The organism is Microvirga yunnanensis, from assembly GCF_025460875.1.
Genome location: NZ_JAMXFI010000054.1, coordinates 31,559 through 52,954 on the forward strand (window position 1 = coordinate 31,559; position 21,396 = coordinate 52,954).

Annotated in this window: 21 protein-coding genes and 2 pseudogenes; 9 read left to right on the forward strand and 14 right to left on the reverse strand. The window is 60.8% G+C overall.

The features are described from left to right. Window positions 1-385: 385 nt before the first annotated feature. Window positions 386-664 (reverse strand): LexA family protein, encoded by a 279-nt coding sequence (locus tag NF876_RS23815; RefSeq protein WP_210804876.1) that lies wholly within the window; start codon window positions 662-664, stop codon window positions 386-388. A gap of 58 nt (window positions 665-722) precedes the next feature. Between NF876_RS23815 and NF876_RS23820 the strand changes: the two genes are divergently transcribed. The 4 genes and pseudogenes from NF876_RS23820 (at window position 723) to NF876_RS23835 (ending at window position 7,103) form a co-directional block, all read left to right on the forward strand. Then, window positions 723-1,862, forward strand: a complete 1,140-nt coding sequence (locus NF876_RS23820) for an IS630 family transposase (RefSeq protein ID WP_262270958.1) — start codon at window positions 723-725, stop codon at window positions 1,860-1,862. Between the two features lie 358 nt (window positions 1,863-2,220). Beyond that, window positions 2,221-3,248 (forward strand): annotated as a pseudogene (locus tag NF876_RS23825) (IS110 family RNA-guided transposase). A gap of 828 nt (window positions 3,249-4,076) precedes the next feature. Continuing rightward, window positions 4,077-6,317, forward strand: a complete 2,241-nt coding sequence (locus tag NF876_RS23830) for a T3SS effector XopP-like protein (protein WP_210805189.1) — start codon at window positions 4,077-4,079, stop codon at window positions 6,315-6,317. A gap of 330 nt (window positions 6,318-6,647) precedes the next feature. Next, window positions 6,648-7,103 (forward strand): hypothetical protein, encoded by a 456-nt coding sequence (locus tag NF876_RS23835; protein ID WP_262270959.1) that lies wholly within the window; start codon window positions 6,648-6,650, stop codon window positions 7,101-7,103. Between the two features lie 5 nt (window positions 7,104-7,108). Here the strand turns inward: NF876_RS23835 and NF876_RS23840 are convergent. The 3 genes and pseudogenes from NF876_RS23840 to NF876_RS23850 all read right to left on the reverse strand — a co-directional run. Further along, window positions 7,109-7,383: pseudogene (locus tag NF876_RS23840) on the reverse strand (IS3 family transposase); the annotation flags it as partial. Between the two features lie 2 nt (window positions 7,384-7,385). Further along, window positions 7,386-8,762, reverse strand: a complete 1,377-nt coding sequence (locus NF876_RS23845) for an IS110 family RNA-guided transposase (RefSeq protein WP_210805193.1) — start codon at window positions 8,760-8,762, stop codon at window positions 7,386-7,388. A 236-nt stretch (window positions 8,763-8,998) separates the two neighbouring features. Beyond that, window positions 8,999-10,045, reverse strand: coding sequence for an IS630 family transposase (locus NF876_RS23850; RefSeq protein WP_262266064.1), 1,047 nt, complete (start codon window positions 10,043-10,045; stop codon window positions 8,999-9,001). Window positions 10,046-10,199: 154 nt separating this feature from the next. On the opposite strand from NF876_RS23850, the gene NF876_RS23855 reads away from it, so the two are divergent. Together NF876_RS23855 and NF876_RS23860 are read left to right on the forward strand one after the other, a co-directional pair. Beyond that, entirely contained in the window at window positions 10,200-10,655 is a 456-nt protein-coding gene (locus NF876_RS23855) for a hypothetical protein (protein WP_262266036.1), read from the forward strand. A gap of 160 nt (window positions 10,656-10,815) precedes the next feature. Further along, window positions 10,816-11,043, forward strand: a complete 228-nt coding sequence (locus tag NF876_RS23860; RefSeq protein WP_262266037.1) for a hypothetical protein — start codon at window positions 10,816-10,818, stop codon at window positions 11,041-11,043. A gap of 60 nt (window positions 11,044-11,103) precedes the next feature. Here NF876_RS23860 and NF876_RS23865 read toward each other — a convergent pair whose 3' ends face one another. The 6 genes from NF876_RS23865 to NF876_RS23890 all read right to left on the reverse strand — a co-directional run bounded on the left by NF876_RS23865 (window position 11,104) and on the right by NF876_RS23890 (window position 14,157). After that, window positions 11,104-11,568 (reverse strand): cupin domain-containing protein, encoded by a 465-nt coding sequence (locus tag NF876_RS23865; RefSeq protein WP_262266038.1) that lies wholly within the window; start codon window positions 11,566-11,568, stop codon window positions 11,104-11,106. A 76-nt stretch (window positions 11,569-11,644) separates the two neighbouring features. Continuing rightward, window positions 11,645-12,022: a nuclear transport factor 2 family protein gene (locus NF876_RS23870; RefSeq protein ID WP_262266039.1), complete on the reverse strand. Its 378-nt coding sequence runs from the start codon at window positions 12,020-12,022 to the stop codon at window positions 11,645-11,647. 33 nt (window positions 12,023-12,055) lie between these two features. Continuing rightward, complete coding sequence (locus tag NF876_RS23875) at window positions 12,056-12,418, reverse strand: DsrE family protein (RefSeq protein WP_262266040.1); 363 nt, start codon at window positions 12,416-12,418, stop codon at window positions 12,056-12,058. Window positions 12,419-12,542: 124 nt separating this feature from the next. Next, window positions 12,543-13,250 (reverse strand): NAD-dependent deacylase, encoded by a 708-nt coding sequence (locus tag NF876_RS23880; protein WP_262266041.1) that lies wholly within the window; start codon window positions 13,248-13,250, stop codon window positions 12,543-12,545. A 69-nt stretch (window positions 13,251-13,319) separates the two neighbouring features. After that, window positions 13,320-13,694 carry a GlsB/YeaQ/YmgE family stress response membrane protein gene (locus NF876_RS43200; protein ID WP_315974884.1) on the reverse strand — a complete coding sequence of 125 codons (375 nt, stop codon included), beginning with the start codon at window positions 13,692-13,694 and terminating at the stop codon, window positions 13,320-13,322. 70 nt (window positions 13,695-13,764) lie between these two features. Continuing rightward, the gene (locus NF876_RS23890; RefSeq protein ID WP_262266042.1) at window positions 13,765-14,157 is read right to left on the reverse strand and encodes a hypothetical protein; all 393 of its coding nucleotides are present in this window, start codon (window positions 14,155-14,157) and stop codon (window positions 13,765-13,767) included. Window positions 14,158-14,387: 230 nt separating this feature from the next. Here NF876_RS23890 and recD2 point away from each other — a divergent pair, with 230 nt between their 5' ends. Then, the gene (gene recD2, locus NF876_RS23895) at window positions 14,388-16,586 is read left to right on the forward strand and encodes an SF1B family DNA helicase RecD2 (RefSeq protein ID WP_262266043.1); all 2,199 of its coding nucleotides are present in this window, start codon (window positions 14,388-14,390) and stop codon (window positions 16,584-16,586) included. Between the two features lie 71 nt (window positions 16,587-16,657). On the opposite strand, the gene NF876_RS23900 is transcribed toward recD2, so the two are convergent. After that, the gene (locus NF876_RS23900) at window positions 16,658-17,131 is read right to left on the reverse strand and encodes a GNAT family N-acetyltransferase (protein ID WP_262266044.1); all 474 of its coding nucleotides are present in this window, start codon (window positions 17,129-17,131) and stop codon (window positions 16,658-16,660) included. 304 nt (window positions 17,132-17,435) lie between these two features. Beyond that, window positions 17,436-18,164: a Crp/Fnr family transcriptional regulator gene (locus NF876_RS23905; protein ID WP_262266046.1), complete on the reverse strand. Its 729-nt coding sequence runs from the start codon at window positions 18,162-18,164 to the stop codon at window positions 17,436-17,438. Window positions 18,165-18,496: 332 nt separating this feature from the next. Between NF876_RS23905 and NF876_RS23910 the strand changes: the two genes are divergently transcribed. Beyond that, on the forward strand, window positions 18,497-19,264 hold the full coding sequence (locus tag NF876_RS23910; protein ID WP_262266047.1) for a LuxR C-terminal-related transcriptional regulator: 768 nt from the start codon (window positions 18,497-18,499) through the stop codon (window positions 19,262-19,264). Between the two features lie 125 nt (window positions 19,265-19,389). Further along, window positions 19,390-19,617, forward strand: a complete 228-nt coding sequence (locus NF876_RS23915; protein ID WP_262266048.1) for a hypothetical protein — start codon at window positions 19,390-19,392, stop codon at window positions 19,615-19,617. Window positions 19,618-20,129: 512 nt separating this feature from the next. On the opposite strand, the gene NF876_RS23920 is transcribed toward NF876_RS23915, so the two are convergent. After that, window positions 20,130-20,333 carry a hypothetical protein gene (locus tag NF876_RS23920; RefSeq protein WP_262266049.1) on the reverse strand — a complete coding sequence of 68 codons (204 nt, stop codon included), beginning with the start codon at window positions 20,331-20,333 and terminating at the stop codon, window positions 20,130-20,132. Window positions 20,334-21,289: 956 nt separating this feature from the next. Further along, window positions 21,290-21,396: SWIB/MDM2 domain-containing protein (locus NF876_RS23925; protein WP_262270961.1), on the reverse strand; the 107-nt coding region annotated here is incomplete at its 5' end.

Here is a 21,396-nt window from a genome sequence, read left to right on the forward strand (position 1 = left end):
GGCCACAGAACGGAACTGCGCGGACTGCGACCAGCCTGCGTGTGGTGTCGGCCGGCGTGCGCTCATTGTGGTCCACGCCTCGGTAAGCGCGCGTGAGGTATCGTCAGTTGGCCGCGGCCAAGTGTGATCTCACGACCCCAAAACCCCAGGGGGAATAGGCCGGGCCCACAGGCGGCGGCACGCCAGGCCTTCCCCCGTAGGGGTGGGACTTTGCGGGTAGGACTTTGCGGACGCTGAAAGCCTTGGAAACCCTGGACTTTGCGGGACTTTGCGGACGAAAATCCCTGCGAGACCTTGCGGATAATGATTTCAATGACTTAGCAGGGGACCTTGCGGATCCTTGCGGGGACTTTGCGGGTTTTACATGTGCCATACGTTGCCGCTCCTAGATCCTCGGCGCAGAGGATTTGACGGGTTGGGGGTGGCGCAGGAGGGGCAGGCCTTCAGGGGCGACCAACACCTCGATGCTTCGCGCCACTCCGGGCTGACGGCGGATCAAGCCGGCCCGCTCCAGGGTGAGCACCATCTGGTGCACGGAAGGCGGCGTGACCTGGAAATGACGCTGCATGTCGGTCTCGGCCGGAGGGCGGCCGTGAACGCGCGTGTAGGCGTCGATGAAGGCCAGGTACTGGCCCTGCCGGTCAGTGAAGCTTTTCTCAGACATCCGCCACACGCTCGATTCATCGGCTGATTCAGCTCGGCCTCTCACACGGGAGGCCGAGATGAACATATGCTACCGGGTTGAGCTGAGCGAGGCCGAGCGCGCCACACTCCAGGCGATGCTCAGCGGCGGCAAGCAGGCCGCCCGCACGCTCAAGCGCGCGCAGATCCTGCTGGCAGCCGATGCTGGGGTGCCAGACGAGACGATTGCCCAGAGTGTCGCGGTGGGTAGCTCGACCGTGTACCGGACCAAGCGTCGCTTCGTGGAGGGCAATCTGGAGCGGGCTCTCAGCGAGGAGCCTCGTCCCGGCGCCGCCCGCAAGCTCTCAGGCCCGGAGGAGGCGCTGCTGGTGGCGACCGCCTGCGCAAAGCCGCCTGCGGGCCGGGCCCGCTGGACGCTGGAACTCCTGGCCGGCGAGATCGTGCGGCTCACCCAACACGAGAGCTTGTCGCGCGAGATGGTGCGCCGGCGCCTCTGCGAGAACGCGCTCAAGCCCTGGCAGCAGAAGATGTGGTGCGTCCCGAAGATCGATGGCGAGTATGTGGCGCGCATGGAGGACGTGCTCGACCTCTATGCTGAGGGCCCTGATCCGATGCGGCCAGTGGTGTGCTTCGATGAGAGCCCGGTCCAGCTCATCGGCGAGAGGCGCCCGCCGCTCCCGGCCGCGCCGGGACAGATTGAGCGGGTTGATTACGAGTACCGCCGCTGTGGCACGGTGAACCTGTTCGTGATGGTGGATGCGCACCAGCCCTGGCGCAAAGTGAGCGTCACGGATCGTCGGACGGCCAAGGACTTTGCCGTGTGTATGCGCGAACTGGTGGATGTGGACTTTCCGCAGGCCGAGCGGATCCGGGTGGTGATGGACAACCTGTCGACGCACACGCCCGGCTCCCTCTACGAGGCTTTCCCACCTGACGAGGCGCATCGCCTCCTGGGGCGGCTGGAGTTCCACTATACCCCCAAGCACGCGAGTTGGTTGAATATGGTCGAGATCGAGATCGGGGTGCTCAAGGGCCAGTGCCTGGACCGGCGGATCGACACGCGCGAGGGGCTCGAGCGGGAAATCGCGGTGTGGGGGCGCGAGCGCAACGCCGCCGGTACACGCATGACCTGGATGTTCACGACAGAGAAGGCCCGCACCAAGATGGGCCGTGCCTATCCCAAAACAGCTCCTCTCGAGCCACTCGCCAAACGGTCATAATCACTGCGCCGAGGATCTAGGAAGCGGCGGTCGTTGCGGCCCTTGCGCCGGGAGCATGAGGCGGTAAACACCCGCAGCACCGTTGCCCAGTCGTCCTCCGTCACTCCCGTCAGCATGGTCGCGCCTCCTGAAGCTGGCCCGCCATGAATCATCACCGGACTGATTTGGGAACCCACTCACCCATAACTCGTCCCAATCCGTCCATGCCAAAGGCGGTTGGGGCCGTCCACATGGGGTAATCGCGGGAGCGGGTCGCCCGAACAAGTCACGTGCATGGAAGCCGGTGGCTGTTCCCCGACAAGACGGAGACCGGGTTCACGACGGGAAGCCGGGCCCAGGCATCGAATGGAGAACAGCCATGGACGATTATATCGGACTCGACGTGTCGATGAAAGTGACGGCGGTGTCGATCCGCAGAGGCGGCAAGCGCGTCTGGCGCGGCAAGTGCCCGTCCGATCCCAAGCTGATTGCTGACTTGATCCGCAAACGTGCCCCGTCTGCGAAGCGGGTGATCTTCGAGACCGGCCCCTTGTCGGTGTGGTTCTATCATGCGCTGCGCGACGAGGGGCTCCCGGCGATCTGCATCGATGCGCGTCATGCCAAGGCCGCCCTCGACATGGCAGCGAACAAAACTGACGCGGATGATGCCGACGGTCTGGCCCATCTGGCGGAGGTGGGCTTCTATCGTGAGGTGCGGGTGAAAGGCTTCGACAGCATGCTGACCCGCACGCTGGTGGCGGCCCGCACCCGGCTGGTCCGGATCTGCACCGAGCTCTCCAACCAGATCCGCGGCCTCATGAAGACCTTCGGCTTGGTCGTACCCGCCGGCAAAGGCAGCACATTCGAGAAGAATGTCCGTAGCCTTCTGGTCCACCATGACGGGCTTTCTGCCATCGTGCTGCCAATGCTGGAGGCGTGGCGCGGCCTGCGCATCCGGGCCGCGGAACTCGGCCGCCAACTCGTGGCCGGCGCGCGCCAGAACCAAGCCTGTCGCATTCTCATGTCGATCCCCGGGGTCGGAGCGATCACCGCGACATCGTTTGCGACCGCTGTCGAGGATCCGAATAACTTCAAGAACTCCCGCTCGGTCGGCGCCTGGCTCGGTCTGACGACGCGGCGCTACCAGTCGGGCGAGGTCGACTACGATGGCCATATCTCTCGCCGGGGGTGACCGCCATGTGCGGGGGGCTCCTCTTCAAGGCCGCAACGGTCATCCTCGCCCGCAGTTCAGCCGAGAGCGGCCTGCGGAGATGGGGCCTCAAGCTCCGAGAGCGGGTCGGCTTTAAGCGTGCGGCGGTTGCGGTCGCCCGAAAGTTGGTGGTCATCATGCACGCGCTGCTCAAGGCCGGCACCTTCTTCGACCGGAGCATCGGCGCAGCAGCTTGACCAGTTGAGGATTACATTCAGGCTCTGAGCGCGCTGAGACGTCCTTGCTGAGACGTGAGCCGAACCATTCCGCGCGATGGAATGCACCGCTGATGCAGCCGAGTGCGTCGTCCACATAGGAAGGCTCCGCCCGCGAAGCGCCATCATGCGGCGACACCTGTCGACCGCGAAACGACCCTGCACCCTGGGCCGGGGACGGGCGGCAGCTTCGGCAAGCTTGTACATTGGAATGGAGCTGCGCGACATCGGATTTGCTTGAATTCGGCCGTGGGGCGAGAAAACGTGGTTTGACCGACGTTCGATCTCTGGTCAGGACTGCTGCATCACCGCCGGATCCGTAAGCTTTTCGGATGCCCATCTCCTTCCCGGAGAACAGGACGTGCGGCTGCCGAAGGTCTGCCAATCGATATTTGGCGGGTGTTTTTGCCTCACCACAATCAACCAGTCCGTTTCAGGAAGCGAGCTCTCGTGGCGGCGCTCCGCAACTCGGGATGGTCTTTGCCAGGTCCCTACAGACAAAGCAGCCGGCATACGGCGGACTCTTCCGGATCGCCGTCACGGCCGCTTCTGTCGCAGCCTGACAGTGCGGATCCTGATGGCGGTTGGGGCGAGGCAGCAGAAGGCCGCAGTCATTCACTGCAGCTGGCTATCCTACATCACGCGGTCATCCCCGATGTCTCCAACAGCACACCGTAACCCATGGAATTGCAATCCACAGTGATCTGAGTTTTCTTGTGCATCCGGAAAAAGCGCCTTCCGTCAGCTACTCGTCAGCCAGCCAGCCTATCCAGGCATGCTGAGCATTCTCGATCTGACTGGAGGTGGAACATGACGGGGATTGGCCGAGCTGGGAAATCGCACGTTGGGAGTGCTGGAGCCGACAGCACGTGGGGATCGAGCAGCTCGCGCTCGGAGACACGTCTTGCCCCTAGTGAAGGCAGCCAATCGTTCGACTCCGTCGTGGAGCGGATGCGCTCTCGGCCCCAAGATAGAACTGCCCCGCTCGTGAGCCAGTCACTAACTTCGGGTGTGGCAGCGCCAAGAGGCGACGAGATCAAGGCAGCGAAACGAAAAATGCGTAGCCTGCTTGACGACCTTGATCTCTGTCGTAGAGCGGCCACGCAAGCCCGGAACCCCTCGGAGGCGCAAGAGCTGATCGATCAAATCGTCAAGGCAGGCTCGGAAGCTCTGGACTACTACGCGAGCCTGCCCCCACATGTGGCGCGTAGCATTCTGTCCGACGATCAGGCTCGTCAACTCCGCGACGAGGTGCTTGATGCAGCAGACGAATGCAACAATCTGGCTACTGCGACTATCTACGAGTTGGAGCCACGGAGGAAGAAAGCAGCAGGTGTACTCGACAAGATGCGAGCTGACAACGCTCCGCCCGACCAGCTGAGCCGGGCGGTGCCCAGTGTGGCGAAGCACTACGTGGCCTGCATGGAGTGGTGGGGAAAGAAGGTGTTGCGCTCGGAACGGATGCAGTCCGTTTGCGCCGCCACCGCCAACTTGCCAAGCGCCACGCCTGAAATGCGGAAGGCCGAAGAGGCGGCGCTACGCCTGCATACGGGCTGGGCACTTAATACGAAGTGCATGTATCTGCACTCGCGGATCGCTCTCGCGCAACTAATGATTGAGCCTCAGGCGAGCACGGTCGAACCAGCCGTGAGGGAAATCCTCATGGCTGGGAACGGCCGGGTGCGTCTGCTGGGAACCTTCATCGAGGACGCTTTTCCGGCATTCCTCTCGACGTCTGACGCTGTTCTGTACAGCAAAGGACGCGCACTCAACGCAGAGCACTGCGCCGTTCTGGAAGGAGTCATGGAGCGGCTTTCGGAATTCGGGTCAGGGGTGCACGGCATTGTTGCCAGCTTAAGGGAGGCGGGAAAGGGTGCCGACCTTCAATTGGAACTGTTGGACCAGATCGTCGAAGGTGCATGGGGGACGGCGCACGAAGTCATGCAACTTCTGGCAGTGCAGCCAAAGACGCCAGCCATGATTGAACCACTGGCCGTGGCTGCGAAACTGGAAAATACTGCTGTAGTGGCTGAGGGCCACGCGGCGCGCAGGAAGGGGAAGGGCAAGCGCACACCGGCCGCAGGGGAGGGGAGTTCGACGGCAGGGGTGCCGGAACCGCAGCTCGCCAGGCGCGACGCTGACACGGTCCCGACAGCCAAGCTTATCGTACTCTCGGATTTGGGTACGAAGAAGCTCGCGAGCCAAGAGGAGGCACTTGCGAGGGAGTCATCGTCGGCAACCGTACATCTGGAGATGTGGCAGGCTCCGCCCTCAAGGAAAGCACTGGCCGGATTACTCGAGCGATTGGACGAGCTGCTGCAGTTCGATCTGCCGGCTCAGCAAAGAGCTGTCTCGCAAGCGCGCCAGATGAAGCCCGAGGACGCCGACCACGTCGTGGATCTCGTCGTCAAGCGCCTGCAGACGCACGCCGCCGAGACTGAGGCCTGTGTAGCCGCGCTCGACGAGCCTCGCCGACGCGGCCTTTTCACGCCTGCGCAAGTGCGCGAAGTGCACGACAAAACAGTCCGGCTTAAGGCGATGTTGTCCGAGGTGCAGGGACAGGCAAACTCATTGAACGCGCGAAAGACAGCGATCATGATCGATTGCATGAAGACCTACGCCTTCCCGTCGCAGAAGTACCTCGAACAGCTCAGGGCGGCCGAGGAACTGGCGCCTGTGGACCGACCGCGCGCCTTGAAGGGCGAGCCAGGGACGCTGTTCGAGATCAGGCTGCAGCCCAAAGCGCTGCGCAATGGTGCGATGCCAAGCCCGATGTGGGTGCACATCCATACGAAGCTGCCGGTACATGAAAGGCAGTTGGCGACGCTGGATGTGGCCGACTTCGCCGCTTGCCACGTGAAGTCCAATGAACAGCGCGGCCACAATCGGCAGTGGCAGACCGCCCGGGCTGCGATGGGCCACGAGGACGTCGTGATTCACCGTGGCAAGCTCACGCCTGCGTTCTGTAAGTCGTTGTTGAGCATCGCCCCATGCTACCCCCTTCCCGAGGCGGAGCACGCGTCGATGCAGTTCGCGCGCCTTGGGATGTAGTAACCTTTGTTTCTCGCGCCAGAGTGACGCTGTGGTGACACCCTCAAGCCGACCGTTATCACCGAGAGGAAATCCTCGAGCAGCTTTAATGTCGCCCAGAAGTTTCGGGAAGAACTCGCGGTCGACGATCCTACCTTTTGCCGATGGCATTCTGATCGTCGTGCCGAACGAGATATGGCTGGCCGCCTACGCCGACCGCGCGTTGGTGATGTCCGCCGAGAACGTCGAGTCACATTCGAACTGGGCAACAGGCAAGGGTCGTGTCAAGGAGGACACGCGGCTCGACTGCTTGGGCATCCTACATGCCACCGGGGTGTTTATCCCAGCTCTTTGGTTGCCATCCCAACCGGCGGACAGGAAAAGCTTGATAGTGACTTCGACTGCGACACCGTCGCCATCGGCGACGGACCGCAGCTCTATGAGCATGTGCTTGAGTTTGATGAAAGGAAGCAAGCTCTCGGGCTTCCCTCGCTGAAGCCGCCAACGTCGCATACCCCGGCCCTTGACAGTAACAACTACCAGTTTGGTCGCGCTAATCAGATCCTGGCTTCGGCGCCAAATCTCCTGGAGACCCATAGCGGCCTGCAGCAAAACTTTCTGGCTCAATCACATGAAGCACGATGCTGGTTTGCCGAGCGTGCCATCTTTGGCACATACGAGGGCTTTTCCCTCGAGCTTCTGGGCGATATCGGTCAGCAGTTGGGCCGGGAAGAGGTGAGTGGACAGGATTTCCGGAACATATTTGCGAGATCAAGGTCGCACAACATCCGGGTGCTAGCGAAATAGTGCCCCCGCTCGACCCGGCCGCGGCTGATCCGGTGCCCTTCGGCCCGCAAGGCTGCGTGCATGCGTGGGCTGCCATAGCGACCCTTATGCCGAGCATGAAGCTGATGCACCTCCTGCAGCAGGCGCCGGTTTGCTATCGCCCGATGGCTCTCCGGCCGGGACCGCCGCCGCTGGCGGACACCCCGAGCACGCGGCACATGAGCCGCACCGGCCAGGTGCGGGCATGTTGCTCGATGAAGCCGAACCTCATTTCGGCACCTCCGCGAAGATGCCGATGGCTTCCTAAGAAACAGCTCCCGCGGGTGCGACGACACCGACCTCCTGGAGCACAAAGCCAAACGCCTTGGCGCGTCGGTGCAGGTTATCGATCACCCGCTTCCGGTACCGCTCCTCATAGTACGACGCTCCCGGATCAACGTAATCCATGCCATGGCGCAGGGCGTTGTAGAACAGCACCGCAATCTTGCGAGCGGTTGCCGTGACGGCCTTAGCCTTGCCAATCCGCGTCGACAGGCGCCGGTAAAAGGCACCCAGTGCCGTCTCCGTCTTGCCGATCGTCACGGCCGCCAGCCGCAGAAGGGCCGCCGCCCGACTGCCTGACCGGCGCGTTCGGGAGGATAGCACCTTGCCACCGGAGATCTTGTTGCCAGGCGCGAGGCAGAGCCACGATGTGAAGTGCTTGCTGCTGGGCCAAGCCGTCAGATCCGTGCCGCACTCCGCGATCAGTTTGAGCGCCAAGGACGGCCCTAGGCCGTGGATCCGGGTCAGGTCCTGGCCCAGAACCGCATAGAGGGCGCCACGAAGATCGAAGCTCGGCTCATTGGGCTGGCGGCTCATGCGTCGGCGCGGAGGCGGCAAGGAAGCGGAATCGGGCTTATGGGGGCTCAGCCCCTTCAGGACAGCCTCGATCCTCCGGTCGCACGCCGCCACTTTGTGCTGATAGGTGTCGTACAGCGCCAGCGCCTGTTCGAGCGCGAACAGATGCTCGGCGCGATAATGACCCGTCAATCCCTTCTCGATCGTCTCGGAGCTGGAGTGACACCGGACGTCTCTTAAGTTCGCCAGGACTGCCGGATCACGTTCGCCGGCCAGAATGGCACGGATGATGCGCAGGCCCGTGGCGCCAGTGATGTCGCTGACCACGTGATGCAGCTGCAGGTTCATCTCGGTCAGCGCCTTCTGCATGTGCTGGATGTGCGAGGCGGCATACTCAAGCAGGCGCTCACGCTGGCGCAGATACGCGCGCAGTTCCGCGATCTCGGCTTTGGGTTGGAAGCTGGCGCGCAACAGGCCATAGGCATGCAGCCGCTGGAGCCATTGCGCATCCTTCACATCCGTCTTGCGTCCGGGCACCCGCTTCGCGTCGCGCGCATTGACCAGAAACACCTCGAAGCCGCGGTCCTGCAGGATCTCGAAGACCGGGATCCAGTAAACGCCGGTCGATTCCATGACGACGGAGGTGACGCCACAAACCTCGAACCAGTCGGCCAACTGGTGCAGGTCGGCGGTAAAGGTCCCGAAGCTGCGCACGGGTTCATCTGTCCGGTCCGGTCCCACGGCGGCCATGTGCATCGTGGCCCCGACATCGATGGCTGCGGCATGGGGGTGAACCACCGGCAGGCTCAGGCGATCTTTGCCGGCTTCTCGTTTGCGTCTCATCGGCTCCTCCTTGGGGTGGGAGGGGCTGGACTGCGCCAAAGGTCAAATTCCTAACCGGGATCACCCTGGGGCGTCACCACTCTCAAGCGCGCAACAGTCCATGGACCACGTTTTTAACGGGGTAATGCGCCACCAATAAGGTAACGGCCGCTCCCCTCCGGGATCAGACTACCAGCAAGCTGTTTCTGACCCCACAGGCGGACCCAGTCCGCGACGGTTTTTTATTGATCCGGTCCTCATTGTCTTGAGCATGCGGCGTAGCGGACGGGTTTGTGGCTGAAGTAGCTTCGCACGCACCCGGGCGATTTCGACAGGCGACGCATATGGCTGACCGTTGCCCGCTTGAGTTGCTGTTTGCTGCGCGCCGGCGCCTGGCGGGTGACAACCTGCTTCAGGTTGGCGTTCAGGCCCTCCTCCGGGTTCAGCTCCGGACTGTAGGCCGGCAGGTAGAAAACCTCGATCTTCGCCCGATGCGCGCTGAGCCAGTCGCGGACCCGGGCGGCTCGATGCACCCGCAGCCGGTCCAGGATCAGGAGCACCTTGCGTTTTGCGTCGCGGATCAGGCGTTGCAGGAAGCGGATCAAGGTTGCGGCGGTCACCGCCCCGTCGACAATCATCCAGCGCAAGGCGCCGCGATTACTCACCGCCGCGATCAGGCTCAGCCCGGCGTGCCGGTAGCAGACCCGGATCACCGGCGTCCGGCCCCGGGGCGCATAGCCGCGGCCGCGCACATCGTCGGAGCGCAGGCCGGTCTCGTCACCCCAGAAGATCGTGCCCCTCTCCTTTCTGGCTTGCGCCACAAGGGCCGGGTAGTCCTGCCGCAGCCAGCGCCGCACGGCCTTCGGTGACTGCTCATAGGCTCGTCGGAGCGGCTTCTGGGCCGTGAAGCCCCAGCGCGCCAGATACGTACCGATGGTGCGCACCGCTAGCCGGACCCCACAGGACTGCTCGATCAGCTCCCGCACTGCTGCCCGGCTCCACAGGGCAAAGGGCAGCCCGAGTTCGTCGGGCGTGTGCTGGCCCATCAGAGCGCGGACCTGCGCTTCCTCCTCGGGCGCGAGAAACCGTCCCCTACCGGCGGCAGGGCCGCGCGGCTGGCTCGCCAATCCCGCCCGACCCTGTTCGGCGACGCGGCGGCAGATGTTGAACACGCCGGTCCGGGTCAGGCCGACCTGCGCGGCAATGGCCTCGTAAGTCAGGCCGCTCTCGCGCAGTCCAATCACCTGCCGCCGACGCTCTTCTTGCGCTGCTGCGGGCAGCTTGCGCATGTCCACGTGCTTCATCCCGCCGACCTGGGTCGACTGGCTGCGAATTTCAAGATCACCCAAGCCGGATCAATAATGTATGGGTGGAACATGCCGATCTGATCACCGCTGCGGGCAGCTTGCGTGCGAGAAATGCGCCCGCCGATATTCGGGGCATGTCGCTCGACGGGTGATGGGAGGGGAAGCCCGCAATCTCTTTGTCGTCGAGATCAAGCTTGCATTGTCGTCGTTCGCCGACTTTTGGTCTTGGCGTGTAGAGGCACGCAACATCGTTGATTATCGCCGCCGTACAGATCGGTGGTGGCGCGATCTTGCCTTGAACGTCTGGCTGAACCAGGACGCCATGATGCGTGGGATCGTTGCCCTGGGACCGGTCACGCCCGATGAATTTCTGGCGGCCTTCACGCGATGGTCAACTGCATTGCGGCCAATCACACCATCTACATTGCGCGACGAAGTCTACGCGATTGTCCAGCTTTCGCGGCTTACTTTTCCAGCATTGCCGCCCAGGCGGTATCAGAATCTGAAACTCACAATCGCAGCCCGACGCAACGCTCCGATAACAGCCACTCCATTGAGAGAGAAGGCCGTTAGCGGCTACTTCGAACCAATGCCCATTCTCCTATGAATAGGGAACGGATACTGAATAGGGAACGGATATTGAATTCATTAAATATCATACCCCGAAACTGGTTATTTACGGACAGACCTTCCATCAAGCCCTCGACATCATTTGTCGCCGCAAGCTCCTCAATTGCGAACCCGGGAGCCGACCTGTCCAGGGGCTCTTGCTTCACGATCAAAACGACCTGATCGCCTGTGCGCTCGTCTTCAACGATGACATCGAAATTGAAGGTAAGCTTGTCATCGTGCCTTCCGCTCTGCGAGGTATGGTCGATGATCTCATTGAGCAGATGAGCATGGAGGACCCCGTTGAGTGGATCGAACTGCTTGGGATGCGGTTCTGGGATAGCGATGATGAGCGTGCATTCAATGAGGAACTGGATACCGTCTGAATACGGTCCTTGACGGCTGTACTATTGAGACTAGAGCCGTAGGCCGAGCCTCATTGCATCTTACGATAAAGGCGGACCGACGAGTTCGATGCCAAACTGACGGCAGGTGCGGGCGAGGGCCTCGGCTTGCTCGGGTGTGGGCGGACCAGACGGATCGGGCAGCCCGTGCCGTTCGGCAGGACGGCCAAAAGAACGGATGAAAGTCTCGAACTCGCCTCGCGTGATGGTGAGCGTCCGGGCCTCAGCCGATTCCACCCTGTAGGTGTGGGGAATCCCCTTCGGCGTCAGCAGCGTCTCCCCGGCACGGGCACGGCGCTCCTGATCTCCAACCCGGTAGCGCACCTCGCCCTCAAGGACGTGGAAGATTTCGTCCTCATCATGATGGATGTGCAGGGGCGGCGAGTCCCCTTGTCGGGCATGGTGCTCAAGAACCGAGATGCCATCCGATCCATCCCGTGCAGAGACCCGAATGGTGACATGGGTGTTGAGGAACCAGAGGCTTCGAAGATCAGCGGCGTCGTCCATGCCTGTGCTCTCCCTAGCAGCACAATCGCCAACAAACGTATCGGTGCTGCGATGCTGGACAAGGGAAATTCCGGGATCAGCCGGTGCGCTGTTTCCGGTACGAGTTCTTCACTGCGATCTTCCCGTCTTGGAACGTGAAGACATCGCAGCCCTGGACTTCTACGCGAGCGCCATCCGGCCCAGTTCCCGTGAAGACCCACTCTGAGATGCCGCGATCCCCAGCAATGAAATGCCTGGGACCATTCCATCGGGCGTCCGGAAAGGTAGCAAAGACCTCCTCAATCCCGTGTCGAACTGCGTCTCGGCCTCTGTAGACCGTTCCGTTCACATCAGGTCCCCGGCTGGCTTCGAAGATGCAGTCCTCGGTCATCATCGAGAGGATCGCATCCGTGTCATGCCGATTCCACGCCGACGCAAAGTCGTCGAGGAATGCTATGGAAACGGCGTATGGCATTGGGGCCTCCATTTGGCTCGTGTGCTCACCGGGTCAGTAGACGATGTTCCGGTCGCACTCCATCACCAGCCGAACCAAGGTCGGCGGGGCTCCCTTCTCATAAGGAACACCTTGGAGGTCCTCATCGGTCACACCCCGTGCAGCGCAGGACCCGCCTGAGAGGTAGAGACGACCGCCTCCCGCGATGATCTTCAAATAGTGTTCATTCAGCGCACCTGTGCCGAGCCCCACCAGGGCGTTCCGCACGGGCTCGCGCAGGAGTTGGACCGCATCCCCTGCCAGGAAGACATGGACTTCATGCCCTGCCTCGACTGCCGCTGCCGCGACGAAAAAGGCGAGGGTTGCCTTAGTCGGGTTTTCAGGCCCGCACGTGACATGGACAAGAAGGCTGGACATGATCACCTCCGCCGAACGTAGAACGAGAGAGCAGGACTATGCCCCTCGTCAGGCCGTGCGCCAACGTGACGGTTCTACTATTTGGGATGAGGTGGGCGAGGAGCGGTAAACCCGGCTTAGTCGCTCAAATTTTTTGCGAGAGTACCTGCTCGACCCAGACCGGGACAACCTCGCTTGCTTCACCATACCGCCGCTCGTCGAACTGTCTGGCGTTGTCTGAGGGTTCCAAGTTGATCTCGCATGTCCGGATGCCGTGCCCTCGCGCCTCGGACACGAAGCCTGCTGCTGGGTAGACCGACCCCGATGTGCCGATGGCGACGAACAGGTTGGCCCCGAGCAGAGCGTCATAGATCGCATCCATTTCCAACGGCATCTCGCCAAACCAGACCACATGAGGTCTCAAGCCTCCAGAATGGCGGCAGGACGGGAAGGGGGCGGCGACACTCAAGTCCTCATGCCATAGCATCGTGTCGCCACAGGCTGTGCAACGGGCTTTGAGCAATTCTCCGTGCATATGGAGCACTCGTTTCGCTCCAGCCCGCTCGTGGAGATCGTCGATGTTCTGCGTACACAGAAACAGGCTGCCACCGCGCTCTGCCAAACCGGCTTCCAGGCGGGCAAGCGCCCGGTGCGCAGCGTTAGGCTCCGCCGATAGAAGGTTCTGGCGGCGCATGTTGTAGAAGGCATGGACCTGATCAGGATCGTGGGCGAATGCCTCTGGAGTGGCGAGCTTCATCGGATCAAAGCGGGACCACAGACCATCCTTGTCCCGAAAGGTGCCCAGGCCGCTCTCGGCGGATACGCCCGCCCCGGTGAGTACAAAGATGTTCATCTGGTTGCTGCCCCCAAGCTCATCATGGCATGAAGTTATGTGGATGAACGTCGTGAGAGTCGATATCCGTCAGCCGATGATGCGGGCGAGGAGGACGACGATCAGCGCCCCTATGGTTGCGGTGACAATCCGGCTGGCGGTCTGGTTGCGAATGCCGAGATCAATTCCAAGACGTTCCAGAACAAATCCGCCAACGAGCGATCCAGCCAGCCCGGTAATCACGTACTGAAGAAGACCGGAGCCGCCCACAAGCCAGCTTGCCAGCCAGCCTGCGACGATCCCGATCCCGGCCTGGGCGGCGATGGCTCGTTTGTCGAGGGCGTGCAGGGCCTCTCGGTCCACGCTGATGCGGATCGGCAGCCGAGTGCTGGTTGGCTCAGGTGCTTTGCGCCTGCCTCGCGATTTGCCTGGATTAGGCTTTGATGCTTTCACCATGCCTTCCATATGGACGCTCGCGGGGCAACGATCCAGGAGCGATGCCGGGAGTACCGTAGACGAGCTTGCCTCTCGATCATCAGAATAGCAAAGGCTTTGGTGATCCCCGGAGGTCTGTCTGGGTGCCCACTCTGCTCGACGACTGGACCTTCGCTTTAGCCTTCAGGCCCGCGTTCTCAGCCCGGAACGCCTCGATTTTCTCCACATGCTCCCAATTGGCGCGGGTCAGTTCCCTGATCTCACCCTTCAGGTCCGCGATCTCAGCTTTGAGTTCCTCACGCTCGGCGGCAAGGCCATCCTCGTGTTTGGCCTGGGCCTGGAACTCACGAATCTGCTGCTTCTGATCGGCGATCTTCTCTTGTAGCTTTCTGATCTGCTGCTCAGCTTTCGCGAGCAGTCGCTTCATGTCCTTTGCCTGTTGCTCGGCCTCGCCGGGTTCGGTGAGCTTTCGGTCTGAGCCGGTGCGAATCATGATCTGGTGGGCCTCTCTTGATCTATGCCTCGAAAAGAACAAACATAGAACATACATCAGGGTCAAGTCACGCTTTGACCTCCTGCATCTTCCTTCGAGTTTGCTGCGAGCCGTCCGAGAGGTCGGTTCTGACAGGCTTGGTGGGGATGGGGGCGGAGAAGCTCCACCTCGTCAGCAGCACCATCCAGCGTTAAAGTCGAAGAGGCTGGGAATCCCTCCCAGCAGGCACCATGAATCAGATGTTCAGACCCGCACAGGGCGATCAAAGACCTGTCTTGGAGACCCTCGCGGGCTCGGTCGAGCGCGTCACCTTCCACAATGCGGACAATGGCTTTGCCGTCCTGAAGGTGCATACGCGCGGTAAGCGTGACTTTGTAACAGTCGTGGGCCATACACCCACTGTATCCGCAGGCGAATGGATCACCGCCAGCGGCCTGTGGATCAGCGACCGAGACCATGGCCTTCAGTTCAAGGCCGAGGTGCTCAAAACCACGCCGCCGACCGGAGCAGAGGGCATTGAGAAGTATCTCGCCTCGGGTCAGATGCGCGGCATCGGACCGGCCATGGCCAAGCGCATCGTCGCGGCCTTTGGGGTGGACACCTTCGAGATCATCGAAGCGAGTCCGGAGCGACTGACTGAGGTGCAGGGTATTGGCCCCTGGCGCGCCTCGAAGATCGTGGCGGGCTGGGCCGAGCAGAAGGCGGTGCGGGAGATTATGATCTTCCTCCACGCCCATGGGGTCGGCACGGCACGGGCGGTGCGCATCTTCAAGACTTACGGCTATGAGTCCGTTCAAGTCATGACCGAGGACCCATACCGATTGGCTAAGGACGTACGCGGGATCGGCTTCCGGACAGCGGATGCCATTGCGGCCAAGCTCGGCATGGAAAAGACCGCGCCTCAGCGCATCCGGGCAGGCGTTTCGTTCGCCCTCCAGACGGCCACCGACGAGGGCCATTGCGCGCTGCCGGTCGAGGCGCTTACGCGGCTGGCGGAACAACTGCTTGAGGTAGAGGCAGTCCTGATCCGCTCGGCAATATCCGAAGAGCTTGCGAAAGGGGAGGTGGTCTCGGACACAATCGGCGACGAGACCTGCCTGTTCCTCAAGGGGCTGCATCTCGCCGAGCAGGCTATCGCCTCCCGTCTCATCGAGCGGTCGTCTGGTCCGCTGCCCTGGCCTGAGATTGACATCGACAAGGCAATTCCTTGGGTGGAGACCCGCACCGGCAAGACCCTAGCGACTTCACAACGCGAGGCTCTGAAGCTGGTGATCGGCTCGAAGGTAGCTGTGGTGACCGGTGGCCCTGGTGTCGGCAAGACGACCCTGCTCGACACGATTTTGCGCCTGCTCGTCGCCAAAGGCGTCCGGGTTGCCTTGGCCGCTCCGACAGGACGCGCGGCGAAGCGCATGGCCGAGCAGACTGGTCTGGAGGCGAAGACCATCCACCGCCTGCTGGAGATCGACCCGAAACACGGCGGCTTCTTGCGCAACGAGGAGAACCCGCTCGACTGCGATCTGCTGGTGGTAGACGAGACCTCCATGGTGGACGTGCCGCTGATGAACGCGCTCACAAAGGCTATTCCGGCACATGCGGGCTTTCTGCTGGTGGGTGACGTAGATCAGTTACCCTCTGTTGGCTCGGGGCAGGTGCTGGCCGATATCATCGCCTCGGAGCGCATTCCGGTGGCGCGTCTGACCGAGGTTTTCCGGCAGGCAGCGGAAAGCCGGATTGTCGTGAATGCTCACCGGATCAACAAAGGTCAGATGCCCGAACCGCCGAAGACTGGCGAGGACAGTGATTTCTACTTCGTGGAGATCACCGAACCCGACGAAGGTGTGCCGAAGATCATCCAAATGATCAAGGAGCGCATGCCGCGCCGGTTCGGGCTTGATCCGATGAAGGACATCCAGGTGCTCTGCCCGATGAACCGGGGTGTGCTCGGAGCCCGCAACCTTAATATCCAGCTTCAGGAGGTGCTCAACCCCAACCCTCCCGCGAAGGTGGAACGGTTTGGCTGGCGTTTCTCACCCGGTGATCGTGTAATGGAGACACAGAACGATTACGACCGGGAGGTGTTCAATGGCGACCTTGGCATGGTGGTCCGGATCGACGACGAGGAGGGGGCTCTGATCGCCTCCTTCGACGGGCGGGAAGTATCCTATCCGTTCGGTGAACTCGATACGCTGGTGCCTGCGTACGCGACGACCATCCACAAGTCGCAGGGCTCGGAGTATCCCGCCGTGATCATTCCAGTCGTGACGCAGCACTTCACGATGCTGGCCCGCAACCTACTCTATACCGGTGTGACCCGAGGCAAGCGTCTGGTCGTGTTGGTGGGACAGAAGAAAGCTGTCGCCATGGCAGTCAGAGGCGGGCAGATGAAGAAGCGTTGGACGAAGTTGCGGGAGTGGTTGTCGGCAGCTTAAGAGAGGGCCGGGGTAACAGCGAACTCGTGCAAGACGACTCTCCGCTGCCCTACCGAACTGAACCAGCGATGCTATAATCGCAGTGTGAGAAAGGTGCTGCCTCGGTCCTTGAACCCAAGGCGTCGATAAAAGACCTCAGCGCGATTCCCTGCCATGACCTCAAGATGAACGGCGGCGAACCCCGCCTCCCGCGCGAAGCCAACCAGCGCATCCATGACGGAGTGCCCGAGACCGTGGCCCCGTTCAGAGGGAATGATGTAAAAGTCGTCCAAGAATACGTCACGCCAGCCGAGTTCAACTGAGTAGCCAAAGCATAGAACGGCATAGCCGATGACACTGGAAGTACCCTCAATCTTGAACACGAGGCCGTGACTCTGGTCAGTCAAAAGGTGCTTGAGAGCACGCTCACCTTGATCGCTTAAGGGATGGCCATCTTCTGCGTGAAAAGTACGTGCCAAGCTGAGGATGGCAGTCTCGTCCGCTCGATCAGCAATGGAGAGGCGACGGCCGGAGGCATCCAGCACTGGTGGAGGTGATGTGCTCATGACGACATCATCTCACTAACGCACTTGCATTGGAATGCTCAGGTTGAACTTGGGATAGAGGACTCAGTATGGGTCTGTCGGTGCAGTTTAGTGGAGTAGGTGTGGGAGTAGCTATACCTCGAGGCCAAACTCCCTCATTCGTTCGACAGCCCGAGGAATGAGTTTCTCGTTCCCGGCTGAGAGGCGAAAACCGCCCACGACAGCGTGGAGTGGCACACCGGAAAAGCAGCCTTGAGCATGCTTGGGGACAGTGACCACTGCGACATGATATGAAGATACGTGATCTTCAGGGATTTCATCTAACCTATCTTGTCGATCTGCTTCCTTCGAACTCCAGGTGCAGATAGTTCGGGTTGAACATGGACAGGTCTGTGAGGCGGTCGAAGTCGAGGATGGTCAGGTGCTTCCCTTTCCAGGCGATCAGCCCCTCGGCGCGAAGCTCCTGGAGCATGCGATTGGTATGAACAAGGGTCAGCCCCACCGTGTCGGCTAAGTCGGTCTGGGTGACCGGGAACTCAAAGCTCAATGCCTCCGCAAGCCCGACAGCCCGCAGCCGCACGAACATCTCACAGAGCAGATGCGCGACCCGCTCGAAGGCTTTGCGCTGGCCGACGTTGACCACCCATTCGCGCGTGATCGCCTCGTCCACCAAAGTGCTCCACCACAGCGCCCGCGCTATGCAAGGATGATGGCTGGTAAGGTCGATCATTGTCTCTGCCGAGATCACCACCACGGTAGCGGGCGTGAGAGTGCTGATGGAATGATCCATTCGCTTCAGGACAAAGATGCGCTGGTCGCACAAATCACCAGGGATGAAGTAGGCCATGATCTGCCGCTTGCCATCGGGCAGCGCCTTGTAGCGGCAGGCCCAGCCACTCAGAATCAGGTAGACCCCGTCTGGGGATGCGTCCTCTCGGATGAGATCAGTGTGCGCCGCAATATGCGTCGGCGTTTGTGACAGTCCTTCCAAGATTCGCTCATCAGCCTCTGATAGCTTGATGTAGTTGCTGAGCTTGCGGATCAGCGGGTTCATCAAGACAGGGCTCGGATCAGGACCTTGCTGAGTGGGCTTCGCGGGCGCATGGCTTTCCTCCCTGGCCGCGAGGAACAAGATCATCATAGCATAAGTGGCAACTGCGCTCACCAAAGTGATGCCGAGAGATGGAGGAAAGACACAGATTTCGTCCGCGGGGCAGTCCTATAGCTAAGACAAAGCCACCTACTGCTAAGACAATTTACCCGTAAATGCTGGAACTTGCAGTTTGAGAGGCTTTATTCTTGAGTTTTGTCGCTTATCCGACAGACAGACGTTCCACTCTCTTTTGATTTTTGTTAAATTTCCATAGAGAAAGAGGGAGGGCGAACATGGCCGCGCAAGTGATCGCATATGTCGCTGCTCAGGTGCCTGGGGCGGCCCATCAGCCAGATCATTCGGAGCCAACCGTCACGACGGTGTTGGTCTGCGACAACGCCCTTCTGCGGATTGGGCTTCAAGACATCCTGCGGGGAACGCCGTTTGCCCCTGCTGAGACAACTTCGTCCGCCATTCCGGCTGTGGTCCATGATATTGTCTCGGAGCTTGCCCTGGTCCTTATCGAAGCTGGTCAGAACACCAGTCACATGCTTGAGGTGATTAGGCAAGTAAGGGGGCTGGCTCCTCAAGCTCGCATTATAGCCTTGGCGGATCAGTTCGACCTCGGCTTCGTGCGGCTGGGACATGAGGCAGGGGTGAACGGCTTCTGTCTGACAGCCACTGCTCCAGAGACACTGATCAAGTCTTTGGAACTGGTCATGGTGGGCGAGAGCATTCTACCCTTTGCGGTTCTCCGCGCAATCATGGATGAGGCTCCCCAGAAGCAAGACCAGCCATTCCAGGACAACAGCGTGGCAGGGGGATGCTTGTCTGACCTGAAGGCTTGCAAGCTCTCAGCGCGGGAGATGCAAATCCTGAGTTGCCTGCGCGAAGGAGCACCCAACAAGCTCATCGCTCGCAAGCTGGAGATCACCGAAGCCACCATCAAAGTCCACGTCAAAGCCATCCTGCGCAAGATCGGGGCAGCCAATCGCACGCAGGCTGCCATGTGGGCCTCGCAGCATCTAACGCAGCGAGGTGGAGCGTCTGTGAATGTCTGAGACATTGCCGATGAAGATTGCGGTTGGGATCAGGTCCGTGTCCATGTCCCATCCACCCGGTCTGATGAGTAATTTGCCGAATTACCTTGCTGTGAACGCGCTGTGTCGATCCGACAGGAGCCCCCATGAAGAAGGCACGAAAGCTCTATGAAAGCTCTAGCGGTGATCGCTGGTATCTGATCCGGGACGCGTCAGGGGCTCTGTTCATCCATCACGAGGCCAACGCTGCGTCTGGTGGACACGTGGAGCATGAGGACATCGCCTCCTTCCTGAAGCGCGGGGAGGGTCCCGAGCAACAGGAATTGCTGCGCCTGATAGGAACCCTGGTCGAGGAACATCCTGCTCATGCGTGACCCGTTTGATGGTCGGGATCAAGTTGGTAATCGTGGGAAGCCCCCGAGAGGCAGGTCCGTCAACAGAAGGGCGTCCACTTAGGTCTCGTCATCTTCAGGTAGTGATTCACTGCGTCCGATGTCCCAAGCACGATGGCCAGCACGTCGCTCCAGGGCCTCGACCTGCCGCAGAAGCTGTGTCGCGAGGGTCACTTCGCGCCGGAAGCCCTCATCACCAGGGTCACCTCCCAAGTGCGTGTGCATGTCCCGCACTCGCGCTTCGAGGGGGCGCCTGAGAACGCCCAATTGCTCTCGATCCAGATCAAGCAGCATAAACGTTTGGCCCCGTGCTCCGTTTGGCGATCAGCCTAGAGCAATACGGCGGCAGCCCACCAGCACAAGCCGATGGCGACCATGACGGCTGTCCAATTCAGAATACGAGCGAACAGTTCACGTGCCGAAGCGATTTCATGACCGCTCGGCGTCGGACACATGTCTACAGGCATGGCACATCCCTCACCAGAGCCGCAACTTCATGAAAGGCTCGGCTCTGTTTTCAGCGCCCTGATCTGCGTCTCGCCGACGATGCACTCAGTTGCGCTGGATAGCGCCCTGATCCGGTATTGGCGCTCGTGCGAGGTCTCGGGTAGCACTTGCATGATCACGTAGGTGCTGGGATTGGCTCCCCTGGGGTGGGCTGGGAGAACCGTCTGGCCAACCTGGAACTTGTGCGCCATGGAACACCTCACCTCGAAAACCGCACCGGTACTCGCGCTTGGACTGCACCTATGATGACAACTGAGGATGATCGGAGCGCTCTGTTGGGCTTAGAGCCGCAGAGATGCTCTAAATGACCAGCACCTAGTTGGCGGCCACGTTCCCACTTTTCTTAACCTATGTAAACTGTTTCGCGGAAACTAGACCTGCTGCGGCGAGTTGTTTCCAACAACCAGATGAACAGTTCCAAGGGTTTGGGGCAGCCGGATGATTGTGATGGCTGCGGACACACCAGACGATGGCGAGCGTGATGCTGAGCAGTCCCGGAGCCTTTTAGGAACGAACAACCCTTTCCGAGACGCGCTGACGCCAGCCGAGCTTGCTGCCGAGGTTGGACGATGGTTGCAAGTTCAGCACCCAGTGGCACTCGAAGAGGCGCTTCCGGACGAGCTTGCCTCCCTCATCCGTCAATTAGGGAAGCGAAAGGATGGAAAAGCTGAGTGAGACATCATTACTCCACGATGCCAGACGCCTTTGCACCACTGCCGATCATTGCGAGTAATCATCGTTCGGTGCAGGGCTGCTCTCGCTGCATCTGCTTTCAGGAGGATAGGAGTCCCATCAGCCCCTGTTCAGATATAACCGCATATAAGTTGTCTCTGCTTGGAATGCACATGATTGGTGCGCAGATGATCGAGGTCTGCCATCCCCTAGAACTCCTCCAGCACGCGCATGCCCTTGAGCACTGGGCTGCCTGTCGGGAGCGTGCTGTGGCGAGGCTTGAGCTTAAGACCAGAAAACTGGAAGATCAGCATCGAATGGCTGAGGCAAACCGCCTGCGGTCAGCGGCTCGCTACCTGCGCCAAGCAGCGGTTCGCGACCGCCTTCACGCCGCTCAATTGAGACGAATGGTTTAGCTACAGGCCCACGGATTCGCTGCCCGCAGAGTCGTGCAGAACTCGCCGCGTACTGCATTTCAGTTGAGATGCTGCGCGAGGTACTTGTTCATCTCAAACATGCTGACCTTGTTCTTGCCTCCAAACACCGCCTGAAGCTTCTCGTCGGCCATAATCTCCCGCTTGT

Coding starts and splice junctions, on each gene's coding strand:
- NF876_RS23815 (WP_210804876.1), bottom strand. CDS start 664: ATGTCTGAGAAAAGCTTCACTGACCGGCAGGGCCAGTACCTGGCCTTC.
- NF876_RS23820 (WP_262270958.1), top strand. CDS start 723: ATGAACATATGCTACCGGGTTGAGCTGAGCGAGGCCGAGCGCGCCACA.
- NF876_RS23830 (WP_210805189.1), top strand. CDS start 4,077: ATGACGGGGATTGGCCGAGCTGGGAAATCGCACGTTGGGAGTGCTGGA.
- NF876_RS23845 (WP_210805193.1), bottom strand. CDS start 8,762: ATGAGACGCAAACGAGAAGCCGGCAAAGATCGCCTGAGCCTGCCGGTG.
- NF876_RS23850 (WP_262266064.1), bottom strand. CDS start 10,045: ATGAAGCACGTGGACATGCGCAAGCTGCCCGCAGCAGCGCAAGAAGAG.
- NF876_RS23855 (WP_262266036.1), top strand. CDS start 10,200: ATGGGAGGGGAAGCCCGCAATCTCTTTGTCGTCGAGATCAAGCTTGCA.
- NF876_RS23865 (WP_262266038.1), bottom strand. CDS start 11,568: ATGGACGACGCCGCTGATCTTCGAAGCCTCTGGTTCCTCAACACCCAT.
- NF876_RS23870 (WP_262266039.1), bottom strand. CDS start 12,022: ATGCCATACGCCGTTTCCATAGCATTCCTCGACGACTTTGCGTCGGCG.
- NF876_RS23875 (WP_262266040.1), bottom strand. CDS start 12,418: ATGTCCAGCCTTCTTGTCCATGTCACGTGCGGGCCTGAAAACCCGACT.
- NF876_RS23880 (WP_262266041.1), bottom strand. CDS start 13,250: ATGAACATCTTTGTACTCACCGGGGCGGGCGTATCCGCCGAGAGCGGC.
- NF876_RS43200 (WP_315974884.1), bottom strand. CDS start 13,694: ATGGAAGGCATGGTGAAAGCATCAAAGCCTAATCCAGGCAAATCGCGA.
- NF876_RS23890 (WP_262266042.1), bottom strand. CDS start 14,157: ATGATTCGCACCGGCTCAGACCGAAAGCTCACCGAACCCGGCGAGGCC.
- recD2 (WP_262266043.1), top strand. CDS start 14,388: ATGAATCAGATGTTCAGACCCGCACAGGGCGATCAAAGACCTGTCTTG.
- NF876_RS23900 (WP_262266044.1), bottom strand. CDS start 17,131: ATGAGCACATCACCTCCACCAGTGCTGGATGCCTCCGGCCGTCGCCTC.
- NF876_RS23905 (WP_262266046.1), bottom strand. CDS start 18,164: ATGAACCCGCTGATCCGCAAGCTCAGCAACTACATCAAGCTATCAGAG.
- NF876_RS23910 (WP_262266047.1), top strand. CDS start 18,497: ATGGCCGCGCAAGTGATCGCATATGTCGCTGCTCAGGTGCCTGGGGCG.
- NF876_RS23915 (WP_262266048.1), top strand. CDS start 19,390: ATGAAGAAGGCACGAAAGCTCTATGAAAGCTCTAGCGGTGATCGCTGG.
- NF876_RS23920 (WP_262266049.1), bottom strand. CDS start 20,333: ATGGCGCACAAGTTCCAGGTTGGCCAGACGGTTCTCCCAGCCCACCCC.